Source organism: Pseudoduganella albidiflava (genome assembly GCF_004322755.1).
Lineage (GTDB): Bacteria > Pseudomonadota > Gammaproteobacteria > Burkholderiales > Burkholderiaceae_D > Rugamonas > Rugamonas albidiflava.
Genome location: NZ_CP036401.1, coordinates 2,357,735 through 2,382,999 on the forward strand (window position 1 = coordinate 2,357,735; position 25,265 = coordinate 2,382,999).

Consider the following 25,265-nt stretch of genomic DNA (forward strand, 5'->3'; position numbering starts at 1 on the left):
TTCGCTGCTCCACGAGTGCAATCGCGTGGTCTTTTGGGGGCACTCTTCTAACCGCGTGGAAAACGCCCAACCCAGAGCCGATTGTCTATGCCGTCATGGATAATGACTGCCGTAATAGAGAAGATCAATGCCAACACGCCTCCGCTTCAATTATTAACGTCCCCATCTCATTAGTCGCTTGGCGAGCTGCCGGGCTGACTGACCCATTGCTTTGTTCTTTGAAAATTTATCGAGATCGGCAAATAGCTCTGGGATAAGCTCTTTGTCAGCGGTGAGCCACGCAAGCGCCCGCACAGGCCAGTAGTCGGAGAAGGTTGTATTTAGAACTAGTCTGATCAATTGCAGCTTGGGGAAATCAAGAATTTTATGGGAAAAGGCTTTGTTATCAAAGGCCGAGTTTCTCAAAAAAGAGAAAAACAGCTCGTGTTCAAGATCTAAAAGTGGCTCTAAATGAATGCAGCTTCCAGGCTGGGCGAAGAAAAATACCTCCCTGTCGTCGAGTTGCATGCACCAGCCGTCGTGTATGTGGACGCCAATCTTAGCGTTTCCGTCCCTGATCAGCCAGCAATATGGAGAATCCAGCAGTCCTGGCTGTAAAAGTTCTATGCTCATTCGTTGCCCCATTTTTTATGTCTGACTGGTTTACCTACCCGTGCATTGAGCCACTCTTCGAATTGGGCCCGGACTGGGTCATTCCAATTGCGTCCGTAATGGCCGCTCTGCTCTGTTGTAATGAATTCACCGTGCGGTCCGCGCGAGAAAGTTCCCCCAACGACTTTATCGTGCGAGGCATTGATTGCCTTTGCAAGTTGCTGGTGCCAAGATCCGTTGTACATACCTTTCGGAGTTCGACCCGTTACAAACACGTTCGTGATTGGGTCGTAGACGAATTCTATGCCGCCACCCTTGGGGTAGTAGCGCTGAAGTGCAAGTGTGGAGGTATCACTCGTTATGCCAATAGTTCCTCTCACTGGACCGGAACCGCCCGTTACTGGCCAAGAACCCGGGCCCGGCTTGCGCTTACCACCATTGTCTAGCTTATCTGAGCTTAAAAGTCGACCACCGTTGTTGGCTCGACCTTCGACCCGCACTCCCTTAGCACGAGGCACTGTTGGCGTTGTGTACGCCCCGCGGTTGTGTGGCAATATTCTACTGACTGCGGTACGAGGAGCCATACTGAGCATTGGAGCTGCAACCGCCTCAAGACTAAGAGTAGATGCACCGACCATGTTCGCTCTGGCAACGGCATCTTCGTCTTGCCCCGTTATGCGTGCCAAAGTGCCGAATACACCATGGATGCCGAGTAGAGCAATGCCTAGTGAATTTACTGTCCGTTGACGCTGCTTGTCGGATCTCTCAGTCCAAGCCTCGAGTCTATGATCATATGGTTGGTAAGTTCGAAGCGGAGGAGTTCTAAATAATTTTTTGCTATCGAACAGTGGTTCAGGATTCCGCAGGAAATTGAACGTGTTAGGAGACGAAATATTTTGACAGGCCGGCTGTACGATTGTGGGCTCCCGGGGATTCGGTTGCACTCCCGAGTACACGAAAACTCCGGGGTTATTGCCGCCATTCATCGTGCATTTATCTCCTTCCCTTACGACCCGCCTCCCTTCGATTCGCACTGTCTTGCACCCACTGACCGGTTTGACTTCCCCGGTCACTGTCTTCGACCGAATCCCCTTGCCCGTGCCCCGCTCATCCCCCGTCCCCTTCGGCTGGATAGTCTGATCAAGCAGATAAGCTGGCAAGCCGTTGAAATTGACTGTCCGGGCCGTTGTTACGCTGTTCGACAGGTCTTGCACCGTCTGGTAAGGCAACGGCACATATTTGGATCCGCGAGGAGTCCGGTTGATTGACGGCGCGGTGCAGATTGCCTTGAACGTCGCGCACTTGCGCGCGCCGAGCTTGTTACCCCCTGGCGAGACGGGGAGCGCTGGCTTGCAAGCTTGCTGCATTTTTGCCTCGAACTCTGCAATCTGTTCGACGAGCTTTCCTTGAAGCTCGTTGCCGCTTGTAGCGCCGGGCAGAGGGACATCCGCAGGCTGATTGGGCAGACTAGCGTTCCTGTCCTTTGAATCGTCAGCCATGGTCCGCCCCGCTGGTCAACGCCTTCGGGTGATTGAGGACAAACCTTTTCCGCTCCAGTGCCGACGGCGTCCCGTAATGCAACTCCACCGAGGAGACGTCCATATCGTCGAAGGGAATCGTTCGGCGCCAAACGAGTGTCAGGAGTTGCGCCTCTGGTTCGACCAGGATGGTGTCGAGCACCATTGGCAAGATCGATTCCCTACCGTCCGTATCGCTCAGGTGCAGCACGCATTGGTCGCCCGGCAGCCGTAGACGCAGGTAGACGTTCTTTCCCTCATCGGTTCTCGTGCCCGGAGAACCGGCAGCGCACAGGTTGGCCAGCTCGATTTCTTCGCCGCCGGATGGGTAGTCGATCTGCTGATCAGCCGGGGCGCTATTCCAGATGGCGAAGTCGAAATTGTCGGGTAGCGGAGCATCGCCGGCAATGAATGCGTCGTCCACGGTTCCGACCAGTGCGCGGCGTTCAGGATGCCCTTTTGGCAGGCTGCCAAAGCCGGCTGGCACCTGGAATGGAGATGCCTCGCATTCGGCCTGCCGCGCAGGAGCCAGCCAGCGCCAGAATTGGCGCGCTTTCAGCATGGCCCCGGGCCGTTCGATCGATGGCGCATCGATCATCCTGCGGCGCGCTGCGCGGAGATACCAGGCTTGGGCAAATCCAGTACCGGTAGGATTCGGGTCGAATCCCACGTGCGCAATGGGCGCGGCGCGGCCAGCCGATGTCTCCGGATGACATGCGACCTGTTCTGCTGTCAGCCGAGCCTTCTTGGGTACACGTCGGCTGGCCGGGCTATCGGCGTCAACGACGCATTCGCCTCCATAGGCGTGCTCGTACCGCACGGGTACCGGCACGCATGGACCCGCTAGCCTGATTCTCCATGGGCAGGGTCGCAGCAGCGTCAATGTGCACCACTTCAACACCCACATCGTTGCCCTCGCCGGCCAGCAGCGCCTGCACAGCACTCGCCTGCCATGGACGACCAGTTCCTTGTCGATGAGGTACTTCCCTTCGCCATGCCTCCATAGGCACAGTCGCACAGGGAAGTTCTTCAAGCCAGCGCGTGCGGGGGGATGGGCGGTAGCATTGACAATGACATCGCACCGCGGCTTGAACGGTACGTAATCAGATTCCTGCTCGACGCTGCCTGCAGGAGAATCGTCGAATGCGATGTCGGTCGCACACAGATCCGGCTGCACTTCGGCAATCCTCAGTTCGCCACTGCCGAAATTGAATGTCTGCCGGACGGTGAATACGTGGAATTCCTGGCCAAACTGGTCGATCGCCTGGAATGGCTGTGCGGGGAAGGGCGTATGGTTGACGAAGTCCATGGCGGCCCCTAGTTGATGTCCACGTCCTTGCCATTGACCCGCACAGGGCCCGAAGCACTGATGCTGATGTTCGTGCCTGAGAGACTGATAGTCCCGTCGTGGCTCATTTTCAGCGATGCTGCCCCGACGTTGATGACGAAAGCGCTGCCGGCCTGGATCAGGTAGCTTTGACCGACTGCGGTCATTTTATTTATGCCGATCCGCGCGCTTTGGGAAGCGGCGACGATTGTATTCATCGCCGCGCCAACCTGCACGGAGTACATAGACCCCACCGACAGCGCTTTCTGCCGGCCGATCGACTCTGCCTTGCCTTTTCCGACCGTTTCAGTCCTTTCGCCGCCGATGGCAACCACTTCATCGCCAGCCACTGTCTCCGTGCGGTGGCCACCAATATCGATTTTTTCATTCTGGTCCACACGTTCGGTGCGGTTCCCATGCACGGTGATCGTTTCATTCCTGTCAACCGTTTCCGTCCGATCTCGCCTGACCGCCACGATCTCATCGCGGTCGATCGTCTTGCGGCGGTCTCGCCCTACCCAGTGCGATTCGTCATGTTCCACTTCGATGCGCTGGTCGCGTTCCGCGTGCAACCACACCTCTTCTTGCCCCTCCTTGTCATCGAAGCGCAAGGCGTTCGCGTTGTCGGGCGTGCCGCCGGGCGTGGAGCGAGACAGCATGCCGCTTTGCGAGCGGTTCGCGGGCAGGTCCCATGGCGGCATGTTGGCCGCGTTGTACACGCTTCCGACGACCAGTGGCCGGTCGCAATTCCCTTCGAGGAACTGCACTACGACTTCGTGTCCGATTCGCGGCAGGCTCACATGACCGAAGTTCGAGCCTGCCCAAGTACTCATCACACGCACCCAGGGACTGCTTCTCTCGTCGAACTCGCCTGCGCGGTCCCAGTGAAATTGCACACGCACGCGGCCGTATTCGTCCGTGAAAATTTCCTCGCCTTTGGGGCCCACCACGGTGGCGGTCTGTACGCCGTAGATGCGGGTGTCGACGCTGTTGTAGCCGCGGGCCGGACGCCATGGTGTCTTGCTACGTACGCAGGTAAAGTTGTTCGCGTAGCGCGATTCCACGTGACGGTCGGCCTGGTAGTTATTGGTCGCATGGTGACGAACGAAAAGAACGAGATATTGATCCGCCGAGCTTCGCGCTAAACTGAAATGTCCGGCAAGCGTAAACTTTCGGCCGGGTTGAATGGACCGATGATTGCTCTGCGCGCTGAACTCATGAGCATTGCAGTCGACTTGATGCATGCGGCGCTGGGCCAGCGCTTCGCTGTCAACAGCCGTAAAGCCGTGTGCGCCGGTGTATTCATGGCGCTCCAGTTCCGGCACTGCGCCTTGCTGGTTCAATGAAGGGCAATCCGCCCACTCAGCCCGCGCGTTCTTGAATTCGTGAGTGCGCACGGTGTACAACGCCGATACAAGGTGGCGGCGAGGACTCCATGCACTGATGCCATCTGCTTCCGCCGCTCCAGACTCGCTCTGGTATTCGATCGTAGCGTCACCGTCTACCGCTTCGACCAGCGTGCTGTCATCCGATAGCACGAGCGTGTGGCCGTCATGCCGATGCTCGTACCAGTAATGCAGGCCAGCCGCTTCCCAGCGGCGGTGCAAGTGATTGAAATCGGATTCGTTGTATTGAATCGCCAGCGTGATATCGGTTTCGGCCTGCGCCAATTGGAAGCGGTAGTCGCGGGCCAGGTAGTGCGCGAAGGTCTTTTCGCTGATTTCCGACAGCGTCATGCGCTGGAACGTGGCGCAATCGTGGCGCAGTTCCAGGAAGGCAAGCCAGGGCCGCAGCTCCATCTCGTAGAATGCAAAACCGCCATCCGTGCGGACATGGCGAAACGCGAATACGTAACCGTTGAAGTAGCGCAGCGAACGGTCATCGCGTACCAGTGCGATCGTCACCAACTTCCCCATCACACCGGTCAACGCAATATTGGCGTCGTTAGACAGTACTTCCACCGTGTAGCGGAAGTTTCGGGACAATCCTTCATCGCCATCCAGGGAGTTGGCGAGCATCAGCGTGTTGACGGGGCCATCGTTGCGCGGAAAGTCCAGCCGCAGCAAACGGTCGTGCTGGCTGGTGCCATTCAGTGCTGCCGCCACACAGGCGGACGCGTCTCGCAGCAGGTTCATTGCTGGTCTCCATTGGCAGTCAGCAGGTAGCGGATGTGCCGGTCTTTTATGCCAGGCCGAGACACAAGAAATGTGTTGTAGCCCAGGCGGAAACCTCTGCCGAGGACGATGGGCCGCACGTCTGCAGCCTTCAGCACCAGCACTATCTCGAAATCGATCCCAGGCATGTGGAACAGGGACAGCAAGCCGCGAAGCCTGGGCACGTTCTTGCCATCCGGCAGGAAGCTGTCATAGGTGGCCTTGTCCAGCGGGCCGATCTTGAGCTCCACCCGACCGTCACGCCGCCAGATGCGCTTGCCCAGTACCATGCGGCCATCCAGAGCAGCGGTTTTGGACCCAAGCCGGTTTAGCTGGTGGTCGCCCAGCGTGTACCAGTAGCCGATATTCGGCGTTACCTCGATCGGCAGGCGGAGATAATCGCGCAGCACGCTTTCCAGCATCGCCGCCGATGCCGGTCGCTGCTGGACGGCGCCGGTATAGTAGCCAGCAACGGCATCGTCCACTGGCGTTTTTGCGGTCGTGCCAGACAGAGCCATCAACAGTGGAAGCAAGTCATCGGATTCGGTGTCCAGAGATGGCAGCTCCGGGCGATTCTTGCGCCACGCAGCGTGGAAGTGCCTTACAAAGCGGTTCGAGAAGATGTCGAGCAGTGCCTGTACACCACCCTCGCGGTCGTCGGCGAGGCGCGCCGTATGGTGAAAGGGCAGTGCACCATGGATTCCCGTAAAGCCCATGAACAGCGTGGTCAGCACCGCATGCGGCGTCTCGTCCGCTTCCGGGGATACCATGGCGGCCTCCAGGTCGCCGGTAGGGAATGCCAGATCGAGACTGCTCTCGAATCGCACCAGACGGTCCAGTGCATGGCGCCGGGGCACGTGGTGGCACTTGGTCAACCAGTCCAGAAGCAATTCCACTGCCTGGAAAACGCTGTAGCGCCCTGGTTCGTGGCATAGCGCGGCGATCAAGCCAGGATCAGTGTTCCGCTGCGTGGTTGGCATTTCAAGATCTCCTCTTCTGTGGCGGCTGAAACCAGTACCAGGCGGGTGAACACATTGATTTGCCCGTACAGGGCAAAGAAGCGGTCGAGCATCTGCGCGAACACGTGCAGGCCACTGCCCACGTAGGCGCTTTCATCGACCGTGAGCCGGATGTCGAGTCCTGCCATCAGCGCGGTTCGGTGGGCCCCTTTTACCCACTCGTGCACGGTCTTGCTGGAAAGCCCGACGATGCCCCCAATCTGCCGCTGCGTTGCCGGCGAATGGGGCAGGTCGTACAGGTTCAGCATCTTCCGCAGTTCGACGAGTCCGACGTCCGACAGCGTGCGTTGGTTCAATGCCAGGTGGGCGACCAGGCGCCAGTGGGCACGCCCGTCAGTTGGAAAGCGTCGCGATGGCGTGGGTTTGCGCAAGAAGCGAATTGGCGAGCTATCCAGGATGCCATTGGCTTGCAGGTCTCCATCAGCAGCACCGTAGGAAAGCAGTGTCGGCACGTCGCGGTTACTGCAGGTGACGTCGACAGAAAGTGTTTGTGCTTCCGGCACCTTGGGCTGCATCTCGTCGTCGACGATCGTCATCCGTATTTCGCGGCCAGGTTCACAGTCCGCAGTGATGTCATTGCGCCGCACGAGCCAATAACCGCTGGCTTGCCCCTGGCCATGGTGGTCTCCGTAGAACGGCTGCAGCTCGGCGATACGCTGGCTTGTACCGTTCCCGGTGACCAACCGTACAGTGTCGACGGAATACAGTTCAGACGCTGCCGGCCGCGCCAGGTCGATCGTCAGTGGATATTCCGATACCCGGCGGTGCAAGTCGATTGGCGCCGCACCGCGGTTGAACAGATTTATCACCGGCGCGCAGTGGGTGCGCAGGTGCCCGGCCGTGAAGGAGGCAAGCGTTCGCGCTGCCGAGGTATCGCGTGCGCTGCCGCGAACTGGCAGATGCAGGGTGAAGCCTGATTCGATATGAGGCGCTGCGGCGAGGATGGCTGCCAGGTCGACTTCGATAAAATTGAACTTATCCGGAAATGAAAAATACTCCGTCAGAAGCCGATATGCAGGGTGCGAGCGTGCCGGCCATGGAAGCAAGCCTTCGTCGTCCTCGAAACCCGCCGGCCGGACGGGCAATTTCGTCAGCTTGTGCCAGAGTCGCTCATCCGGTGCTTGCACGAATGCCGGCCCTGTACGCAGGAACAACGTGTCGCGTAACGTGGCGCACAACGACGGGTCACCGTCGATGAAAAGCGACAGGCGCTCCATGCCCAGCTGCTTGATCGGCACCGTACTCGAGAAACTGATTGACAGGGCGGCGTCGTATGCGCTGTCGATACGCTGACCGGTAGGTGCGGTAGTCGAGGAAACGAAGCGAGCACAGGATACGGCTAATGGTGAAAGCACGATATCGCATGCAGTACGGAACTGGCAGCGAACGCCCTGTACCACGCGCGACTTCAGTTCCGTTCCACGCGCGATCGTACGTGGACCGCGCATCTGGGCTTCCTTGTGTTCGACCTGGATGACCGAGCATGAAGGGAACGGACAAAGGTAGTGCGGGTAGATGGACTGCAGCACTGCCACGATCAGCTTTGGGTGCCCCGCATCGAGCTTTCTGGCAATCCTGGCACTAAACAGCGCGCAACCCTGAAACAGTCTTTCCACTTCCGGGTCTCCGCATGCATCTTCAGTGATGCCGAGCGCGCCCGCCAGGCGAGGGTAGCGTACCGCGAGAACATTTATGTCGCGGCGGAAGGTCGCCAACTCTTCCTGCAGGTAGGGGATCAGTTGATCCATCATCTCTCCCATTGCTTGAAAGCATGGATCGATGATGACATTGCCTAAGGTTAACGACTTGTTCTGCGGCAAAACTTCCAGTGGCGAGACGCGAATACCACAATGACCGCCGTGTCGGCGCGAACGCGTTCAATTTTTCTACATTGCAGGCATTAGTAATCAAGTGCAACTTCGATCCTCGCCACCCGCGCCCGGTCGTGCGGCCCAAAAAAAGACCGTGGGCTAGAATGGCGAACAGCGTTCTTTGAGGGTAAAAAAACATGAGCGAGGATAAGCAAAAGCTGGATGGCGCGGCGTGGTTCACGCTGTCGGGTGACGTCAACAGCGACATGGTGCACCGCGTGTTCGAAGCGGTGGCGGACATGACGGAAGATGGCGTGGAGACTGCCCACATCCTGCTGCAGTCGAACGGCGGCTATGTCAGCGATGGCCTGTGCCTGTACAACTACCTGTCGAACCTGCCGATCAGGATCGTGATGTACAACGGTGGCGCGGTGGCGTCGATCGCGGTGATCCTGTTCCTGGCGGGGCAGGAGCGCTATGCCAGCGAAACCGGGCGGTTCATGGTGCACAAGTCGCATGCCAGCGCGCCCTCCGGCGCCCGGCCCGATGCGCTGCGCATCATCGTGGAAGGCTTGCAGGCCGACGATGCGCGCACCGAGTCCATCCTGCGCCAGCACGTGCAGCTGTCGGACGAGCACTGGCTCGTGCATGCCCACGCCGACCTGCACCTCACCGCGCACGATGCCGCGAAGGTGAAGCTGATCAACGAGGTGCGCAATTTCCGCCCGCCGAAAGGCAAGCGCGTCACGAACATCTGACGGTATTCCGGGGCTCGGGCAAGAAGAGGGCGTGAACCGGGCGAGACGATGGCGAGAAGAGGGCGTGAACCTGCCTGAGCCTAGCCTGAGCTGGGAGTGGACGAGAAAAGAGCTTGGAATGGCGCTACCCTTCCAAGCCCTTCTCATGGTGAGGCATCCCGTTGCGGATGCCGGCCGCGCAGCGGCCGTGCCGGCGCGATATGACTCGCCGCGATATTACTTGCCGCGCGAGCTGGACTTCTTGCCGTCGTTCTTGTGGCTTTGACGGCCAGCCTCGGCGTGCTGCTCGGGCGTGCCGCCCTGGGTGCCACCGGAACGGGAGCCCTGGTTGCCGGACTGCTTCGAGCTGCCGGAAGAGGAAGAACCCTGCTTGTTGCCACCGCTTTTCTGATTCGAGGCCATTTTGCTTTCCTTTCGATTGGAGTGGGGTCACGGCCCGAAGGCGCATGGGCGAAAGCGTTTGCACTGATGCGTCGCAATTCGCGGATGCGTTTCCGGTAGCGAAATGATGCGTTTTTGATCAGCCCCCGGATATCGGAATTAACCGTCAAGCCCTGTAGGACAAGGCCTTGTAGCACGAGAATAAAACTCGACAATACAAGGACTTGCGAGCTCAGCCGTATCAAAGCATGGACGAGCGCGCCACAAATTGGGCAATACTTTCCAGCGTGCTATTGCTTTGTGGAAAGTATGTGGCAGAATGAGGATTTCCCACGTTCCCGCCGCGTTCATGCCTACTGCCACCCGCTCCACGATGCCACCGAGGGCCGTCAGCCCGCGGCACGCCGTGCTGGAAGAAGCGATCGGCATCGCGCTGCGGGAAGTGCGTGCTGGTTTCGCCACGTTCTGCACGGCGCTGGCGGCACGCCTGCTGGAGCCGTGCCAACCGCCGGGGGACCCGCGCGACCGCCTTCGCGCCGCCAGCCTGCTGCGCGACCACGCAACGCTCTTGCCGCTCGTGCTCGGCGCGCTGGAACGGGCACTACGCGAGGAGCTGGCGCAACTGGCGCCGCAGCCGCGTCCATCGCGTGAAGCGGATCAGCCGCTGGCGCTCGTGCCGTACGAGGAAATGGACCAGCGCGTCGCCTTTGCCGCCATGGCCAGGCCATTCGATGCGGCGCATGCCGATGCACTCGCCACGCTGAATGCCCGCCTGGCCCGCCTGTTGGAGCGCCACACGCTGCGTGTCAATCCGTTCCGGCCCGAGGTCTTCATCGCCGCGCTGCACCAGGCGTGGGCCGGCTTCGATGGCGAAGAGGGCAGCGGGACCGCCGTCATGGCGCTGCTGCAGGCGGACTGCTTCCTTGACCTAGGCGGTATCTACGCCGCCGTCGATCGCGCGCTGGATGGCCATGGTGTACTCGCCGGGCCGGTACGCCGGCCATGGGCGCGGCAAGACATCCAGGCGCAGGCGCATGACGCCCGGCGCGAAGCCCGGCTGGCCAGCCAGCTGCGGGAATTTTTCGGGCAGTCCGGCGCCGATGGGGCACCACAGGGCGGCCTGGCAAGCACGCAAACATCAGGGCAACCAGGCGGGCGGGGAAGCGGGCAAACCGGAGGACAGACAAGCGGGCAAGCAAGCGGGCTAACAGGTGGCGCAATCAGCGGCCAGGCGGCGGCGCTCGATCCCCGCCTGCTGGAATGGCTGGCAAGCATGCCGCCGGCGCAGGGCGCGAACGCCGTCCCGCTGGCGTCGCTCAAGCGCGCAGCGCCACGGGGCATGCTGTCGCGTGCCGACGAAGGCACGATCGACCTGCTGGGTGCCGTCTTCGAGACCGTGTCCGGCGATCAGGCGATTTCGCCGGAGAGCCGCGAGCTGCTCCAGTTGCTGCAACTGCCCCTGCTGAAGGCGGCCTTGGCGGACAAGGAATTCTTCTTCCAGGCCGAACATCCGGCCCGCACCCTGCTCGAACTGCTGTCGCGCATGGGCTGGGAGCGCAGCCTGGCGGGCGCGGAGCGGCGCGACGACCGGCAGTTCCAGGCCATGCGCCGCAGTGTCGACCTGGCCGCCCGCGACGGCGATGCGGCCACCACGGCCTTCGCCCAGGCCGTGCGCGAGCTGGAAGCGGCACTGAAAGTGGAAGAGGCCGATGCCGCCGCGGCGCTCGCGGTGCCGGTGGCCAGCGCGCTGAAGCAGGAAAAGACCGCGACTGCGCGGCGCGCCGCGCGCGATGCGGTGGCCCTGCGCGTCGGTACCGGCGAGGTGGTGGCGGTGGTCGAGGCCTTCCTGGAAAACAAGTGGACCGACGTGCTGACCGTGGCCTACAGCATCGACGACGACAAGCCCGGCGCCGTGCGCCACGCCACGCAGGCGATGGACGACCTGCTGTGGAGCGTGCGGCCGAAGCTGGGGGCCGAGGAACGCAAGGCGCTGATCGCGAAACTTCCCGGCCTGCTCGCCACGCTGAACCGCTGGCTCGACGTCATCAAGTGGCAGGATGCCGACCGGCTGCGCTTCTTTGCCGAACTGGCCGATTGCCATGCGTCGATCGTTCGTGCGCCGCTGGACATGCCGGCCGAGCGGCGCCTGGAGCTGTCCGTGCAGGCCACGCAGCTGGCCGCGGAGCGCCGCCTTGCCCGCGCGGCGCAAGCGCCTCGAACGGCCGGGGTGGCCCGGACAGCACCGGAAGATGAACTGGCCGGCCTGGCGCGCGGCACCTGGTTCGATTTTACGGAGGAGGGCGTGTCGCGCAAGGTCAAGCTCGCGTGGATCAGCCCGCTGCGCTCGCTGTACATCTTTTCCAGCGGCACGCGCCAAGAAGCGTTTTCGCTGCCGGCACAGGATCTGGTACAGCGGCTCAATGCCGGCACGGCGACGGTGCTGCAGGCCGAAGGCGTGGTGGTGCGTGCGCTGTCGCGGGCACTGGCGGTAAACGATGCCGATACCGACCCTGCCGTCGCCGCGTGATGCGGATGCTTGTCGCAGCCGGCAATGCCGGCGGTGCGGCCCGTCAGGATGACCGGGACCGCGCGTTGTCGTGGCAAAAAAGGCAAGTTTAAGAAGAACTTAATGTAGAGTCACTACGCTGCCGGCTCCCTTCCAGGCATGGCGGGCGGTGCTATAATTGCCATGTGGCAATGATCCGCAGTGCATGCGGGATGCGGCCGGCCAGCGGTACAGGCGGCAAGCAGTGCAAACGACAAGCCGTGCAAACGACAAGCAGGCGATGACAAGGAACCGAACATGATGTGGTGGTGGATGGCGCTGTCGGTGCTGGGCAGCATGAGTGTAACGGGACCGCTGGGCATCGCCGTGGCCGTGTGGCTGCTGGCCGGCCGCACGTGGCGCCTGTCGCTGTCGTGGTGCCTGCTGTTCGGCATCGGCATGCTGCTCGTGGTCGCCACCAAGGTCGCCTGGTATGGCTGGGGCATCGGTATCCCCGAGTGGAAGTTCGCCGGTTTGTCCGGCCATGCGATGCGCGCCTGCGCCGTCTATCCCGTGGTCTTCTACCTGATGTTCCTGAAGGCGCGCCCGATGGTTCGCCACGCGGCGCTGGCGGCCGGCGTGCTGCTGGCCGGGCTGATCAGCCTTTCCCGCGTGCCTGTGCTGGCCCATTCGATGTCCGAGGTGGTGCTGGGCGGCGCGGTGGGCCTCGCGGTGGCCGCGGCGTTCATCCTGACCGCGCGCAGTGAACAGCCGGCCGTCGTCGGCCGCATCCTGGTCGCGCTGTGCGTGCCGCTGGTGCTCGTGATGCCGTTCACGAAGCCGGTGCCGGCCGAACAGTGGGTGCGCGAGGTGGCCATGCAGCTGTCCGGTAACGAACCGGCCAAGCGCACCTGGAAGCTGGCGCCGCACCGCGTGCGCCTGCCCCAGCTGCGGCAAGCCATCTAGGCACGGCGCTGGTGCCTCGCGCGCAATAGTGCGATTTTGTCCAGACCCGTTGCGCGCGATGGTATGATAGGCGCCTTTGCAAACAGCCTGCCGGGCGAACAACAGTCGGGCAAAGTACATTCTCCTTCGTGCGTCTATCTTCCATTAAATTGTCGGGATTTAAGTCGTTCGTCGATCCCACCAATTTCCAGGTGCCCGGGCAGCTGGTAGGCGTGGTGGGACCGAACGGCTGCGGCAAGTCGAACATCATCGACGCGGTGCGCTGGGTGCTGGGCGAATCGAAAGCCTCCGAGCTGCGCGGCGAATCGATGCAGGACGTGATCTTCAACGGTTCCACGCACCGCAAGCCGGCCGGCCGCGCCTCGGTCGAACTGGTGTTCGACAACCACGACGGCAAGGCTTCCGGCCAGTGGGGCCAGTATGCCGAGATCGCCGTCAAGCGCACGCTCACGCGCGACGGCACGTCCACCTACTACATCAACAGCCAGCCGGTGCGCCGGCGCGATATCCAGGACATTTTCCTCGGTACCGGCCTGGGGCCGCGCGCGTACGCCATCATCGGTCAGGGCATGATCGCCCGCATCATCGAATCGCGGCCGGAAGAATTGCGCGTGTTCCTCGAGGAGGCCGCCGGCGTCTCGAAGTACAAGGAACGCCGCCGGGAAACGGAAAACCGCCTGCACGACACGCGCGACAACCTGCTGCGCGTGGAAGACATCCTGCGCGAACTGACCGGCAACCTGGAAAAGCTGGAAGGCCAGGCCGCCATCGCCACCCGCTTCCACCAACTGCAGGCCGAACAGGACGAGAAGCAGAAGCTGCTGTGGCTGCTGCGCCGCAACGAGGCGCAGGCCGAGCAGGCGCGCTGGTTCGCGGACGTGCTGCAGGCGCAGACCGACCTTGAACGCGATACCGCGCAGCTGCGCAACGTGGAACTCACGCTGGAACAGATGCGGCAGGCCCACTTCGCCGTCGGCGACCGCCTGCACACCGCGCAGGGCGCCCTGTACCAGACCAATGCCGACATCGGCAGCCTCGAGGCGCAGATCAAGTACGTCGTGGAAGCGCGCGCGCGGCTCCAGCAGCAGATCGGCACGTTGACGGCGCAGCGCGACACCTGGCAGCAGCAGGCCGAGGAATACCGCGGCCAGGTGGAAGAAGCTGAATTCAACCTGGAAGAACTGGCCGCGAAGGTCGAGGAATCGCGCATGCTGGCCGAGCAGAAGGCCGAACTGCTGCCGCTGCTGGAAGCGGAGTGGCGCGCCGGGCAGGAAAAGGCGACCGAATCGCGTGCCCGCATCATGCAGGTGCAGCAGCAGCTGGAGCTGGAATCGGCGCACCAGCGCAATGCCTCGAACATCCTCTCCGGCCTGGCGACGCGGCGCGAGCGGCTGCAGCAGGAACGCAACGGGCTGGCAATGCCCGATGCGGCGCACCTGGAAAACCTGCGCTACCAGCTGGAGGAAAAACAGCAGGCCCTGGAAGAAGTGGGCATGCAGCTGGAAGAGGCGCTGGAGCAGCAGCCCCGCCTGGAAGAAGAACGGCGCGCCGCGCAAGCGGCCGTGCAGGCCGAAACGGCGGCCAGCGCGCAGCTGGAAGCGCGGCTGAACGCCCTGCGCCAGTTGCAGGAGCGGGTGCAGACGCAGGGCAAGGTCGTGCCCTGGCTGAAGAAGCACGGCCTGGACGAGTTGCCGCGCCTGTGGCAGCAGCTGGCCATCGAGCCGGGCTGGGAAGCGGCCGTGGAATCGGTGCTGCGCGAACGCACCGGCGCGCTGCAGGTGTCGAACCTGGACTGGGCGAAACACTTCATGGGCGACGTGCCGCCGGCGAAGCTGGCATTGTACTCAGCGTCCATCGTTGCGCCCGTCACCACCGCGCCGGCCGCTGCCGCGCCGGTGGGCTTCAAGCCGCTGCTCGATCTGCTGAAGCTGAACGATCCCGGCCTGCGCGGCGTGCTGCAGGACTGGCTGCACCATGTCTTCGTGGCCGAGGATACCGCCCAGGCGTTCTCGCAACGCGCGCACCTGCCGGCCGGCGCCTGCTTCGTCACGCGCCAGGGCCACGTCATCACGCAGTCGAGCGTGCGCTTCCACGCCGCCGATTCGGAGCAGGAAGGCATGCTGGGCCGCCAGCAGGAGATCGACAACATCGGCAAGCAGCTGCGCGCGCAGGCACTGCTGGCCGAGGAAGCACGTACTCGCGCGGCGCGGGCCGAGGCGGCGGTGACGAACCACGCGCGCCTGCTGGCCGAGCTGCGGCAGAAGAACGCCTCGCTGACCTCGTCCGTGCATGCGGTGCAGCTGGACGTGGTCAAGCTGTCCGAGATCGAGGCCCGCTTCGCCCAGCGCAGCACGCAGATCGAGGGCGACCTCGCCGAAATCGCCGCGCAGGAAGCCGAGCAGGCGCAGGCCCGGCTGGAATCGGAAGAAAAGTTCGAACAGCTCGACATGGAGCTGGCCGAACTGCAGGGCGCGCACGAGGAGGGGCAGGAAGGCTTCCTGCGCATCGAGGGCCGGCTGGCCGATGCGCGCGAGGCGCTGCGCGACCTGGAGCGGCGCGCCCAGGAAGCGGAGTTCGCCGAAAAATCCGCGCGCAACCGCATCGACGAACTGCGCCGCAGCATCGCCACCGCCACCACGCAGGCCGCCCAGGTGGCCGAAAGCCTGCGCGCCGGCGAGCTGGAACTGGCCGGCCTGGTGTCCGGCACCGCGCAGGAAGGCTTGCAGGAACTGCTCGACCGCCGCACCCAGCAGGAACGCGCGCTGGCCGATGCGCGCCACGAACTGGACCAGATCAGCCAGCAGCTGCGCCACGCCGAAGAGGCGCGCATGTCCGGCGAGCGGAGCCTGCAGCCGCAGCGCGACCGCATCATGGAAATGCAGCTGAAGGAACAGGCGGCGCGGCTGAACCAGGAGCAGTTCGCCCAGCAGCTGGCCGAAGCCCAGGCCGACGAGCAGGCGCTCGCCGCGAAACTGCAGCCGGACATGAAGGCGCAGTACCTGCAGGCCGAAGTCACGCGCCTGACCAATGCCATCGCCGCGCTGGGCGCCGTGAACCTGGCCGCGCTGGACGAACTGGCCCAGGCTTCCGAGCGCAAGAATTACCTGGATGCGCAGAACGGCGACCTGCTGGAAGCGATCGGCACGCTGGAAGATGCGATCCAGAAGATCGACAAGGAAACCCGCGACCTGTTGCAGGAAACCTTCGACCGCGTCAACGGACACTTTTCCGAACTGTTCCCGATCCTGTTCGGCGGCGGACAGGCTAAACTGATCATGACGGGCGACGAGATCCTCGACTCCGGCGTGCAGGTGATGGCGCAACCGCCGGGCAAGAAGAATGCGACGATCCACCTGCTGTCCGGCGGCGAGAAGGCGCTGACGGCGACGGCCCTCGTGTTTTCCATGTTCCGGCTGAACCCGGCACCGTTCTGCCTGCTCGACGAAGTCGATGCACCGCTGGACGACGCCAATACGGAACGTTTCTGCAGGATGGTGAAACGGATGTCCGACCAGACCCAATTCCTCTTCATCTCGCACAACAAGATCGCGATGGAGATGGCCACTCAACTGATCGGTGTGACGATGCAGGAGCAGGGCGTATCGCGCATCGTGGCGGTGGATATGGAAGCCGCCGCCAATTTCGCTACCGAGGCACAAGCAGCATGACAGATTTTCAGACCAGTTTGATCGCAGCCGCCGGCGTGTTCGTCGCCGGCGTATTCATCTACAACAAGTGGCAGGAGCACAAGGCCAAGAAGAGCGTCGAGCGGGCCTTCGCGTCCGAGCACGACGACGTGCTGATGCGCGCCGAGGAACCGGCCTTCGATGCGGGCGCCATCGACCCCGCGCTGGATGCCGCGCATGCGCCGCTCCATACCCATGACGATGCGCCGGCTCACGGGCCGACGCATGCACCCGCTCATGCTCCGGCTCATTCTCCAGTGACGGCGCGCGCGGAACCGAGCTTCACGCTGGGCGACCTGCCGATGGTCGACGCCGGCTCCGGCGCCTACGGCAGGCCGCCGCACGAAGACACGGTGGCGCCGAGCGTCGTCGCGGACGACGTGCAGCGCCTCGAGCCATCGGTCGACGTGCCTGCCGGCGTTGCCGAGCCGGTGGCCCCTGTCGCCCCCGCCGCCCCGGTGGCGCCAGCCGCTTCCGCCGCTCCTGCTTCGACTGCCGCTCCTGCTTCGACTGCCGCTCCGGCGGCAGCTCCCGCTCCCGCTCCTCCTACTCCCGCTCCTACACATGCTGCAACGCCGGCAATCGAGCCCGCGGTACCGGTGCGCAGCGCCGACGCGGCCGTGCCGCCGTCCGAACTGGCCACGGCGCTGGTCGATCCGCTGATCGACTGCCTGCTCCCGCTGGAGATGGCCGCACCGCTGCGCGGCGAGAAGCTGCTGCCGGTGCTGCAGAAGCTGCGCCTGGTCGGCAACAAGCCGGTGCACTACGTGGGCCTGGCGGTGTCCGGCGACTGGGAACCGATCCGCTACGGCACCGTGTACACCAAGCTGCAGGGCGGCGTGCAGCTGGCCAGCCGCACCACGGCCCTGAACGAACTGGAATATTCCGAGCTGGTGACGCGCCTGCGCACCATGTCCGACGAGATCGGCGCCGAGCCGCAGATCCCCGACATGATGGAAGTGATGGCCGAGGCGCGCAACCTGCACCGCTTCGTGGCCGCCCACGATGCCCAGCTGGGCGTCAACCTGGCCGCCAACGGCGCGCCGTGGGATGTGACCACGCTGGTCGGCGCGCTGGAAAAGCAGGGCTTCGACCTGCGCCCGGACGGCCGGTTCGTGATGTCGGACGGCGAAGGCGGCCAGCTGTTCACGCTGTCCACCAACGTCTCGCCGGCCGAGGAAACCACCGGCCGCCTGACGCTGCTGCTGGACGTGCCCTGCGTGGCCCCGGCGCGCGACGGCTTCGGCGCCATGATCGCCTGCGCCAAGTCGCTGGTGCAGCGCCTGGATGCCATCATCGTCGACGACTACAACCAGCCGCTGTCCGATGCGTCGATCGCCGAAATCGCTGGCCAGGTGAAGGAATTCTATGCCGACATGGAAGCTTCCGACATTCCCGCCGGGTCCACGCGCGCATTGCGGCTGTTTAACTGATTGATTTGACCGGCAATGAGCAAAGACCTCGATAGCCCCGCCGCACGGGCCGCATGGCTGACGGCGGAACTGAACCGGCACCTGCACGCCTACCACGTGCTCGACGCGCCCACCATTCCGGACGCCGAGTACGACAAGCTGTTCGCCGAGCTGCAGCGCCTCGAACAGGAACACCCTGAACTGGCGCTGCCCGATTCGCCCACCCAGCGGGTCGGCGCGCCGCCGCTGGGGCAGTTCGCCGCCGTCACGCACGCGGTGCCGATGCTGTCGCTGAACAATGGCTTCACGGACGAGGATATCGAGAACTTCGACCGCCGCGTGCGCGAGGGGCTCGATGCGGCGCAGGTGGACTATGCTGCCGAGCTGAAGTTCGACGGCCTGGCCGTCAACCTGCGCTACGAGAACGGCGTGTTCGTGCAGGCGGCCACGCGCGGCGATGGCTACACGGGCGAGGACGTGTCGGCCAATATCCGCACCATCAAGGCCATTCCGCTGCGCCTGCGGGGCGACGGGCTGCCCGAAGTGCTGGAAGTGCGCGGCGAGGTGCTGATGTTCAAGGCCGATTTCGCGGCCATGAACGAGCGGCAGCGCGCGGCCGGCCAGAAGGAATTCGTCAATCCCCGCAATGCCGCCGCCGGTGCGCTGCGCCAGCTCGATTCGCGCATCACGGCGCAGCGCAAGCTGCGCTTCTTCGCCTACGGCATCGGTGAACTGGTCGGCATGGACATGCCGGAAACGCACGCGGGGCTGCTGGACTGGTATGCCGACCTGGGCCTGCCGGTGGCGCAGGAGCGCGAAGTGGTGCAGGGCAAGGATGGCTTGCTGGCCTTCTATGCGCGGGTCGGCAAGGCGCGCCCGGCCATGCCATACGAGATCGATGGCGTGGTCTACAAGGTCAACCGCGTGGAAGACCAGCGCACGCTGGGATTCCGTTCGCGCGCGCCCCGTTTCGCGCTGGCGCACAAGTTCGCGGCCGAGGAAGCCCTGACCACGGTGCAGGCGATCGAAGTGCAGGTGGGCCGCACCGGCGCCATCACGCCGGTCGCCCGCCTGGTACCCGTGTTCGTCGGCGGCGTGACCGTCACCAACGCCACGCTGCACAACGAGGATGAAGTGCGCCGCAAGGACGTACGGGTGGGCGATACCGTCATCGTGCGGCGCGCCGGCGACGTGATCCCCGAGGTGCTTGCCGTGGTGCTCGACAAGCGCCCCACGCCCGAGCCGGCGGCGTACGTGCTGCCCAACACCTGCCCCGTCTGCGGCTCGCACGTGGTGCGCGAGGAAGGCGAGGCCGTGGCGCGCTGCTCGGGCGGGCTGACCTGCGCCGCGCAGCGCAAGGAGGCGATCCGCCACTTCGCCGGCCGCCGCATGATGGATATCGAAGGCCTGGGCGACCGCTACATCGACAGCCTGGTCGAGTGCAACCTGGTGCACGGCGTGGCCGACCTGTACCGGCTTACGCTGGACGACCTGCTGCGCATGAAGCTGGCCGCCGATGAACGCGACGGCACCACGCCGGAAACCGTCAAGCAGGGCAAAGTGGCCACCAAGTGGGCGGACAACCTGCTGGCCGCCATCGAAGCGAGCAAGCAACCGCCGCTGGAACGGCTGCTGTTCGCGCTGGGCATCCGCCACGTGGGCGAATCGACCGGCAAGACGCTGGCCGACTGGCTCGGCAAGTTCGAACTGGTGCGCCGCGCCCCGGCCGCGCTGCTGCGCGTACTGCCGGACATCGGCGGCACCGTGGCCGAATCGATCGCCGACTTCTTCGCCGAGGAAAAGAACCAGCAGGCCATCGACGCGCTGCTGGCCGCCGGCGTGGCGCCGCAGGGCGAGCATGCCCCGAAGGCGCAGCTGCGCGACAAGCTCGACGAAGTGGCGCTGCTGGCCGCGCTGGGCATCCCGAAACTGACGGAGCCGCGGGCGAGGCAGCTGCTGGCCGATGGCCGCACGCTGGAATCGCTGGCGTTCCTGAAGGTGTTCACCGTGTTCGGCTTGCCGGCCGCCGTCGCCGCGTCGCTGGAAGAGTGGATGGCGGTGCCGGCCAACCGGGACCAGCTGATGGCGCTGTCCGCGCTGCGCGCCGAACTGCTGGCGCAACTGCCGGAAGCGGCGGCGGCCGGCTACGAAGGCCCGATGGCGGGCAAGACATTCGTCCTCACCGGCACGCTGCCCACGCTGTCGCGCGACGCCGCCGGCGCCATGATCGAAGCGGCGGGTGGCAAGGTCTCCGGTTCCGTGTCGAAGAAGACCACCTACGTGGTGGCCGGCGCGGAAGCGGGCAGCAAGCTGGCGAAGGCCGAGGAACTGGGCGTCACGATCCTGGACGAAGCGGGCCTGCTGGCGCTGCTGGGCAAATAACGGCAGCATCGACACCTACACGAGAACCACAGATGAACCATATCCGCAAAGCCGTTTTCCCCGTTGCCGGCCTCGGCAGCCGGTTCCTGCCCGCCACCAAGGCGCAGCCGAAGGAAATGCTGCCGATCGTCGACAAGCCGCTGATCCAGTATGCGGTGGAGGAAGCCGTGGCGGCCGGCATCACGGACCTGGTGTTCATCACCGGCCGCAACAAGCGGGCCATCGAGGATCATTTCGACACGGCGTACGAGCTGGAAGCGGAACTGGAGGCGGCCCAGAAGCGGCACCTGCTGGAGCTGGTGCAGAACGTGATCCCGAAGAACGTCAACTGCATCTATATCCGCCAGTCGGCGCCGCTGGGCCTGGGCCACGCGGTGCTGTGCGCCCGGCCGGTGGTCGGCAACGATCCGTTCGCGGTGCTGCTGGCCGACGACTTCATGGATACGCCGGACGGCATCCGCCCCGTGCTGGCGCAGATGACCGAGCGCTACGACTTCGAGCGGGCCAGCCTGCTGGCGGTGCAGGAAGTCCCGCGCGAGAATACGCGGCAGTACGGCATCGTCAGCGCGTCGCCGTATCGCGACCGGCTGGAGCTGGTCTCCGGCATCGTCGAGAAACCCATGCCGGACAAGGCGCCGTCCACGCTGGCCGTGGTCGGCCGCTACGTGCTGTCGGCACGCATCTTCGAATTCCTCGAACAGGTGGGCAAGGGCGCCGGCGGCGAAATCCAGCTGACGGACGGCATCGCCGCACTGTTGCGGCACGAACGCGTGCTGGCCTACCGCTACGAAGGCCAGCGCTACGATTGCGGCTCGAAGCTCGGCTACCTGAAGGCCACCGTGGCGATGGGCCTGAAGCACCCCGAAACAGGCGCCGAATTCGCCGAATTCGTGGCGCAGGCACGGGAGGCCATGTGACCGTCCGCGACATCCTCAAGATGGGCGACCCGCGCCTGCTGCGCCAGGCCGACCCGGTGCGCGACTTCGATACGCCGGCGCTGCACGCGCTGATCGCCGACATGTTCGATACCATGCATGCGGCCAACGGCGCCGGCCTGGCCGCGCCGCAGATCGGCGTCAACCTGCAGGTGGTGATCTTCGGCTTCAAGTCGAACGCGCGCTACCCGGACGCGCCGCAGGTGCCGGAAACGGTGCTGATCAATCCCGTGCTCGTGCCGCTGTCCGACGCGATGGAAGAGGGCTTCGAAGGCTGCCTGTCCGTTCCCGGCCTGCGTGGCAGCGTGCCGCGCTATACGCGGCTGCACTACGAAGGCTTCGACCAGCACGGCAAGCAGATTTCACGCGACGCCGACGGCTTCCATGCCCGCGTGGTGCAGCACGAGGTCGATCACCTGCACGGCATCCTGTACCCGGCACGCATCGTCGATTTCTCGAAATTCGGCTTCACCAGCGTGATGTTCCCGGAGCTCGATCCGAACGACGACGACTGAGCGAGCGAAAACCGGTGCCGGACACCGTCATCCGGATGCGGCACCGGAAGACACTGTCTGACACCAGATGCTTCCAGTGCCGGCCGCATGCCTGGTGTCCGACACTTTTTTCGGGCTTCATCCGAAAAAGGTGTCGGACATCGGTTCTCTCGAATCCATGTGCCGGTAAGCACTGCATTTCAATATGCGCCAACGATCATTGGCGCAGCGGTAAATCTGTCGTAATATCCCGCCCAGCATTCGGTACACAAGGCATGCAAGGTACAAAACCAAGCACCCAATAACAAATCCTGGATCAAAAATCCGGGCTACCGGGAGAAACCAGGATGAGCCAACCCTCTTCGTCCAATCCACTCGAATTTTCCATCCGGGGCATCCTCCTCGGCATCCTCATCACGCTGGTCTTCACGGCCGCGCAAGTCTACCTCGGCCTGAAAGTCGGCCTGACCTTCGCCACCTCGATCCCCGCCGCCGTCATTTCGATGGCGCTGCTGTCCGCCTTCAAGGATGCAACGATCCAGGAAAACAATATCGTGCAGACGATCGCCTCCGCCGCCGGCACGCTGGCCTCGGTGATCTTCGTGCTGCCCGGCCTGCTGATGATCGGCTGGTGGGCCGAGATCCCGTTCTGGCCCACCTTCGGTGCCTGTGCGATCGGCGGCGTGCTGGGCGTGATGTACACGATCCCCCTGCGCCGCGCGCTGGTGTCCCAGTCGAAGCTGCCGTACCCGGAAGGCGTGGCCGCGGCCGAAGTGCTGAAGGTGGGCACGCAGTCGCGCGCCGGTGCCCAGGAAGGCAAGGCCGGCCTGAAGGCCGTGGTGCTGGGGACGGTGACCTCGGCGCTGTTCGGCGCCCTGGCCGGCGCCAAGCTGATATCGCATGAGGTGGCCCATTACTTCCGCTTCGGCGCCGGCTCCGGCGCGACCGGCCTGGGTGCTTCGACCTCGCTGGCACTGATCGGCGCGGGCCACCTGATGGGCATCACGGTCGGCATCGCGATGCTGACCGGCCTCGTCATCGCCTGGGGCATCCTGGTACCGATCCTGACGTCGGCCACGCCGATGGCCGCCGGCGCCTCGGTGGCCGACCATGCGCTGGGCGTGTGGAGCACGCAGGTGCGCATGATGGGCGCGGGTACCATCGGCGCGGCGGCGATCGTCACGCTGGCCACGCTGGCCAAGCCCGTGTTCGGCGGGCTGAAGTCGGCGCTGGACGCATCCAAAGCGGCCAAGCACGGCGGCGCCGAGGTGCCGCGCGTGGAACGCGACATGCCGATCTTCATCGTCGGCCTGATCACGCTGATCGCCATGGTGCCGGCCGGCTGGCTGCTGTCGGCCTTCCTGAAGGGCGGCGTGCTGGCATCGATCGCCACGCCGCTGGTCATCGTCGGCATCGGCTACATCCTGGTCGCCGGCCTGCTGGCCGCCGCCGTGTGCGGCTACATGGCGGGCCTGATCGGTTCGTCGAACTCGCCGGTGTCCGGCATCGCGATCCTGACCATCCTGGGCGCCGCCACGTCGATCGGCTTCGTCGCCCGCGACGTGATGGGCCCGGACACCACGCACGCGCTGATCGCCTTCGCGCTGTTCGTCACCACCGTCGTGCTGGCGGTGGCCGTGATCGGCAACGACAACCTGCAAGACCTGAAGACCGGCCAACTGGTCGGCGCCACGCCGTGGAAACAGCAGGTCGCGCTGATCATCGGCGTGTTCGCCGGCTCCTGCGTGGTGCCGCCGGTGCTGGACCTGCTGAACCATGCGTACGGCTTTGCCGGCGCACCGAACCAGAACGCCATTTCCGACCAGCCGCTGGCCGCGCCGCAGGCGACCCTGATCTCCACGCTGGCGCGTGGCGTGATCGGAGGCGACCTGCCGTGGCACCTGATCGGCTGGGGCGCCGTGCTGGGCCTGGTGCTGGTGGCCATCGACTTCACGCTGAAGAAATCCAGCCACGGCAAATACAGCCTGCCGCCGCTGGGCGTGGGCCTGGCGGTGTATCTGCCGTCGGCCGTGACGGCGCCCGTGGTGGTGGGCGCGGTGGCTGGCTACTACTTCGAGAAATCCCTGCGCGGCAAGACCTATGGCGAAGCCGCCTCGCGCGTCGGCGTGCTCGTGATGTCCGGCTTCATCGTCGGCGAGAGCCTGTTCAACGTGGCGCTGGCCGCCATGATCGTCCTGTCGGGCAAGGGCGATCCGCTGGCGCTCGGCGCGGGTGTCGACGAATCGACCGGCATGCTGATCGCGCTGGTCATCGGCGCCGCCATCCTGGTGAGCCTGTACCGCTGGGCCGCCAACTCGGCGCGCCGCATCGACGGGTAACGGCCGATGAATCCCGTCGCGGGCCACCGGCTGGGGCAGGGTACCTGGTACATGGGTGAAGACCCGGCCCGCCAGGACGACGAGGTGCGCGCCCTGCAACTGGGCGTGGACCTCGGCATCACCCTGATCGACACCGCCGAAATGTATGGCGAAGGCGGCGCCGAGCGCGTGGTGGGCGCGGCGATCGCCGGCCGGCGCGACAGTGTCACGCTCGTCAGCAAGGTCTATCCGCACAACGCCGGGCGCACCGAGGTGCAGCGCGCCTGCGAGCGCAGCCTGGCGCGGCTGGGTACCGACCGCATCGACCTGTACCTGCTGCACTGGCGCGGCGGCGTGCCGCTGGCCGAAACCCTGGAAGGTTTCGAAAAGCTGCGCGCGGCCGGCAAGATCCTGGCCTACGGCGTCAGCAATTTCGACACGGCGGACATGGAAGAGGCCCTCGGCGTCCCGGGCGGCAGCGCGCTCGCCGCCAACCAGGTGATGTACAACCTGCGCCGGCGCGGCATCGAGTTCGACCTGCTGCCATGGTGCCGCCGGCACGGCATTCCCGTGATGGCGTATTCGCCGCTGGAATCGGACCGGCGCGAACAGCAGCGGCTGTTCTCGGTCCCGGCCCTGCGGCAGGTTGCCGACCGCCATGGCGCCACGCCGGCGCAAATCGCCCTGGCCTGGCTGTTCGCGCAGGGCGTCACCGCCATCCCGAAAGCCGTGCAGCCCGACCACGTGCGCGCCAACCGCGCCGCGCTGGATATCGAGCTGTCGGCGGAGGATCTGGCCATGCTGGATGCCGCCTTCCCGCCACCCTCGCGCGCCGTGCCACTGGATGTGCTCTAAGAGCGGTGACAGACCATCGGTTTGGCGTCTGAAGAGTAGTTGGTATTGCTCGCATTCACCCCAAGTGCAAATGCCGGGGTCAGACCCGCCGGGTCTGACCCCAGCCCTTCGCTGTTGGGGTGAATGCATGCGCTTTCGATCTGCCAAGTACCGATCATCTCAACAGCATCGATAA

The 25,265-nt window shown here is 64.3% G+C and carries 17 protein-coding genes; 10 read left to right on the forward strand and 7 right to left on the reverse strand.

The genetic code is table 11. The annotated features are described in order from the left end of the window. Positions 1–153 precede the first annotated feature (153 nt). Genes EYF70_RS09950 through tssF form a run of 6 tightly spaced genes read right to left on the reverse strand, consistent with a single transcriptional unit; the run spans position 154 to position 8,358 of the window. Positions 154–612 (reverse strand): hypothetical protein, encoded by a 459-nt coding sequence (locus tag EYF70_RS09950; RefSeq protein WP_131145252.1) that lies wholly within the window; start codon positions 610–612, stop codon positions 154–156. After that, entirely contained in the window at positions 609–2,090 is a 1,482-nt protein-coding gene (locus EYF70_RS09955) for a PAAR-like domain-containing protein (protein WP_131145253.1), read from the reverse strand. The genes EYF70_RS09950 and EYF70_RS09955 overlap by 4 nt, the downstream gene beginning before the upstream one ends. Continuing rightward, positions 2,083–3,417, reverse strand: a complete 1,335-nt coding sequence (locus EYF70_RS09960; protein ID WP_131145254.1) for a DUF2169 family type VI secretion system accessory protein — start codon at positions 3,415–3,417, stop codon at positions 2,083–2,085. The genes EYF70_RS09955 and EYF70_RS09960 overlap by 8 nt, the downstream gene beginning before the upstream one ends. Before the next feature lie 8 nt (positions 3,418–3,425). Beyond that, positions 3,426–5,570, reverse strand: coding sequence for a type VI secretion system Vgr family protein (locus EYF70_RS09965; protein WP_131145255.1), 2,145 nt, complete (start codon positions 5,568–5,570; stop codon positions 3,426–3,428). Continuing rightward, positions 5,567–6,568, reverse strand: a complete 1,002-nt coding sequence (gene tssG, locus EYF70_RS09970; RefSeq protein WP_131145256.1) for a type VI secretion system baseplate subunit TssG — start codon at positions 6,566–6,568, stop codon at positions 5,567–5,569. Before tssG ends, EYF70_RS09965 begins: the two co-directional genes overlap by 4 nt. Continuing rightward, entirely contained in the window at positions 6,532–8,358 is a 1,827-nt protein-coding gene (gene tssF / locus EYF70_RS09975) for a type VI secretion system baseplate subunit TssF (RefSeq protein WP_165497609.1), read from the reverse strand. Before tssF ends, tssG begins: the two co-directional genes overlap by 37 nt. Before the next feature lie 257 nt (positions 8,359–8,615). On the opposite strand from tssF, the gene EYF70_RS09980 reads away from it, so the two are divergent. Next, complete coding sequence (locus EYF70_RS09980; RefSeq protein WP_131145258.1) at positions 8,616–9,176, forward strand: ATP-dependent Clp protease proteolytic subunit; 561 nt, start codon at positions 8,616–8,618, stop codon at positions 9,174–9,176. 216 nt (positions 9,177–9,392) lie between these two features. Here EYF70_RS09980 and EYF70_RS09985 read toward each other — a convergent pair whose 3' ends face one another. Beyond that, positions 9,393–9,578, reverse strand: a complete 186-nt coding sequence (locus EYF70_RS09985; RefSeq protein WP_131145259.1) for a hypothetical protein — start codon at positions 9,576–9,578, stop codon at positions 9,393–9,395. 328 nt (positions 9,579–9,906) lie between these two features. Between EYF70_RS09985 and EYF70_RS09990 the strand changes: the two genes are divergently transcribed. From EYF70_RS09990 to EYF70_RS10030, 9 genes are all read left to right on the forward strand, one after another. Continuing rightward, positions 9,907–12,084 (forward strand): DUF1631 family protein, encoded by a 2,178-nt coding sequence (locus EYF70_RS09990; RefSeq protein WP_229420792.1) that lies wholly within the window; start codon positions 9,907–9,909, stop codon positions 12,082–12,084. Positions 12,085–12,360: 276 nt separating this feature from the next. Then, the gene (locus EYF70_RS09995; protein ID WP_131145260.1) at positions 12,361–13,008 is read left to right on the forward strand and encodes a phosphatase PAP2 family protein; all 648 of its coding nucleotides are present in this window, start codon (positions 12,361–12,363) and stop codon (positions 13,006–13,008) included. Between the two features lie 128 nt (positions 13,009–13,136). After that, complete coding sequence (smc, locus tag EYF70_RS10000; RefSeq protein ID WP_131145261.1) at positions 13,137–16,676, forward strand: chromosome segregation protein SMC; 3,540 nt, start codon at positions 13,137–13,139, stop codon at positions 16,674–16,676. Continuing rightward, complete coding sequence (locus tag EYF70_RS10005) at positions 16,673–18,127, forward strand: cell division protein ZipA C-terminal FtsZ-binding domain-containing protein (RefSeq protein ID WP_131145262.1); 1,455 nt, start codon at positions 16,673–16,675, stop codon at positions 18,125–18,127. Before smc ends, EYF70_RS10005 begins: the two co-directional genes overlap by 4 nt. A gap of 15 nt (positions 18,128–18,142) precedes the next feature. Further along, positions 18,143–20,488 (forward strand): NAD-dependent DNA ligase LigA, encoded by a 2,346-nt coding sequence (gene ligA, locus EYF70_RS10010; RefSeq protein WP_131145263.1) that lies wholly within the window; start codon positions 18,143–18,145, stop codon positions 20,486–20,488. Positions 20,489–20,520: 32 nt separating this feature from the next. Beyond that, a complete protein-coding gene (gene galU, locus EYF70_RS10015; protein WP_131145264.1) occupies positions 20,521–21,405 on the forward strand; it encodes a UTP--glucose-1-phosphate uridylyltransferase GalU in 885 nt (294 codons plus the stop codon). Beyond that, the gene (gene def / locus EYF70_RS10020; RefSeq protein WP_131145265.1) at positions 21,402–21,938 is read left to right on the forward strand and encodes a peptide deformylase; all 537 of its coding nucleotides are present in this window, start codon (positions 21,402–21,404) and stop codon (positions 21,936–21,938) included. Before galU ends, def begins: the two co-directional genes overlap by 4 nt. A gap of 326 nt (positions 21,939–22,264) precedes the next feature. Beyond that, entirely contained in the window at positions 22,265–24,256 is a 1,992-nt protein-coding gene (locus EYF70_RS10025; protein WP_131145266.1) for an OPT family oligopeptide transporter, read from the forward strand. A 6-nt stretch (positions 24,257–24,262) separates the two neighbouring features. Then, positions 24,263–25,090, forward strand: coding sequence for an aldo/keto reductase (locus tag EYF70_RS10030; RefSeq protein ID WP_131145267.1), 828 nt, complete (start codon positions 24,263–24,265; stop codon positions 25,088–25,090). The last annotated feature ends 175 nt before the right edge of the window (positions 25,091–25,265 follow it).

What these genes read in the sequence shown, in the direction of transcription:
- EYF70_RS09960 (WP_131145254.1), bottom strand. Translation starts at nt 3,417, where the DNA reads ATGGACTTCGTCAACCATACGCCCTTCCCCGCACAGCCATTCCAGGCG.
- EYF70_RS09980 (WP_131145258.1), top strand. Translation starts at nt 8,616, where the DNA reads ATGAGCGAGGATAAGCAAAAGCTGGATGGCGCGGCGTGGTTCACGCTG.
- EYF70_RS09965 (WP_131145255.1), bottom strand. Translation starts at nt 5,570, where the DNA reads ATGAACCTGCTGCGAGACGCGTCCGCCTGTGTGGCGGCAGCACTGAAT.
- EYF70_RS09995 (WP_131145260.1), top strand. Translation starts at nt 12,361, where the DNA reads ATGATGTGGTGGTGGATGGCGCTGTCGGTGCTGGGCAGCATGAGTGTA.
- EYF70_RS10025 (WP_131145266.1), top strand. Translation starts at nt 22,265, where the DNA reads ATGAGCCAACCCTCTTCGTCCAATCCACTCGAATTTTCCATCCGGGGC.
- tssG (WP_131145256.1), bottom strand. Translation starts at nt 6,568, where the DNA reads ATGCCAACCACGCAGCGGAACACTGATCCTGGCTTGATCGCCGCGCTA.
- galU (WP_131145264.1), top strand. Translation starts at nt 20,521, where the DNA reads ATGAACCATATCCGCAAAGCCGTTTTCCCCGTTGCCGGCCTCGGCAGC.
- EYF70_RS09950 (WP_131145252.1), bottom strand. Translation starts at nt 612, where the DNA reads ATGAGCATAGAACTTTTACAGCCAGGACTGCTGGATTCTCCATATTGC.
- EYF70_RS10005 (WP_131145262.1), top strand. Translation starts at nt 16,673, where the DNA reads ATGACAGATTTTCAGACCAGTTTGATCGCAGCCGCCGGCGTGTTCGTC.
- EYF70_RS09985 (WP_131145259.1), bottom strand. Translation starts at nt 9,578, where the DNA reads ATGGCCTCGAATCAGAAAAGCGGTGGCAACAAGCAGGGTTCTTCCTCT.
- EYF70_RS09990 (WP_229420792.1), top strand. Translation starts at nt 9,907, where the DNA reads ATGCCTACTGCCACCCGCTCCACGATGCCACCGAGGGCCGTCAGCCCG.
- tssF (WP_165497609.1), bottom strand. Translation starts at nt 8,358, where the DNA reads ATGATGGATCAACTGATCCCCTACCTGCAGGAAGAGTTGGCGACCTTC.
- EYF70_RS10030 (WP_131145267.1), top strand. Translation starts at nt 24,263, where the DNA reads ATGAATCCCGTCGCGGGCCACCGGCTGGGGCAGGGTACCTGGTACATG.
- ligA (WP_131145263.1), top strand. Translation starts at nt 18,143, where the DNA reads ATGAGCAAAGACCTCGATAGCCCCGCCGCACGGGCCGCATGGCTGACG.
- EYF70_RS09955 (WP_131145253.1), bottom strand. Translation starts at nt 2,090, where the DNA reads ATGGCTGACGATTCAAAGGACAGGAACGCTAGTCTGCCCAATCAGCCT.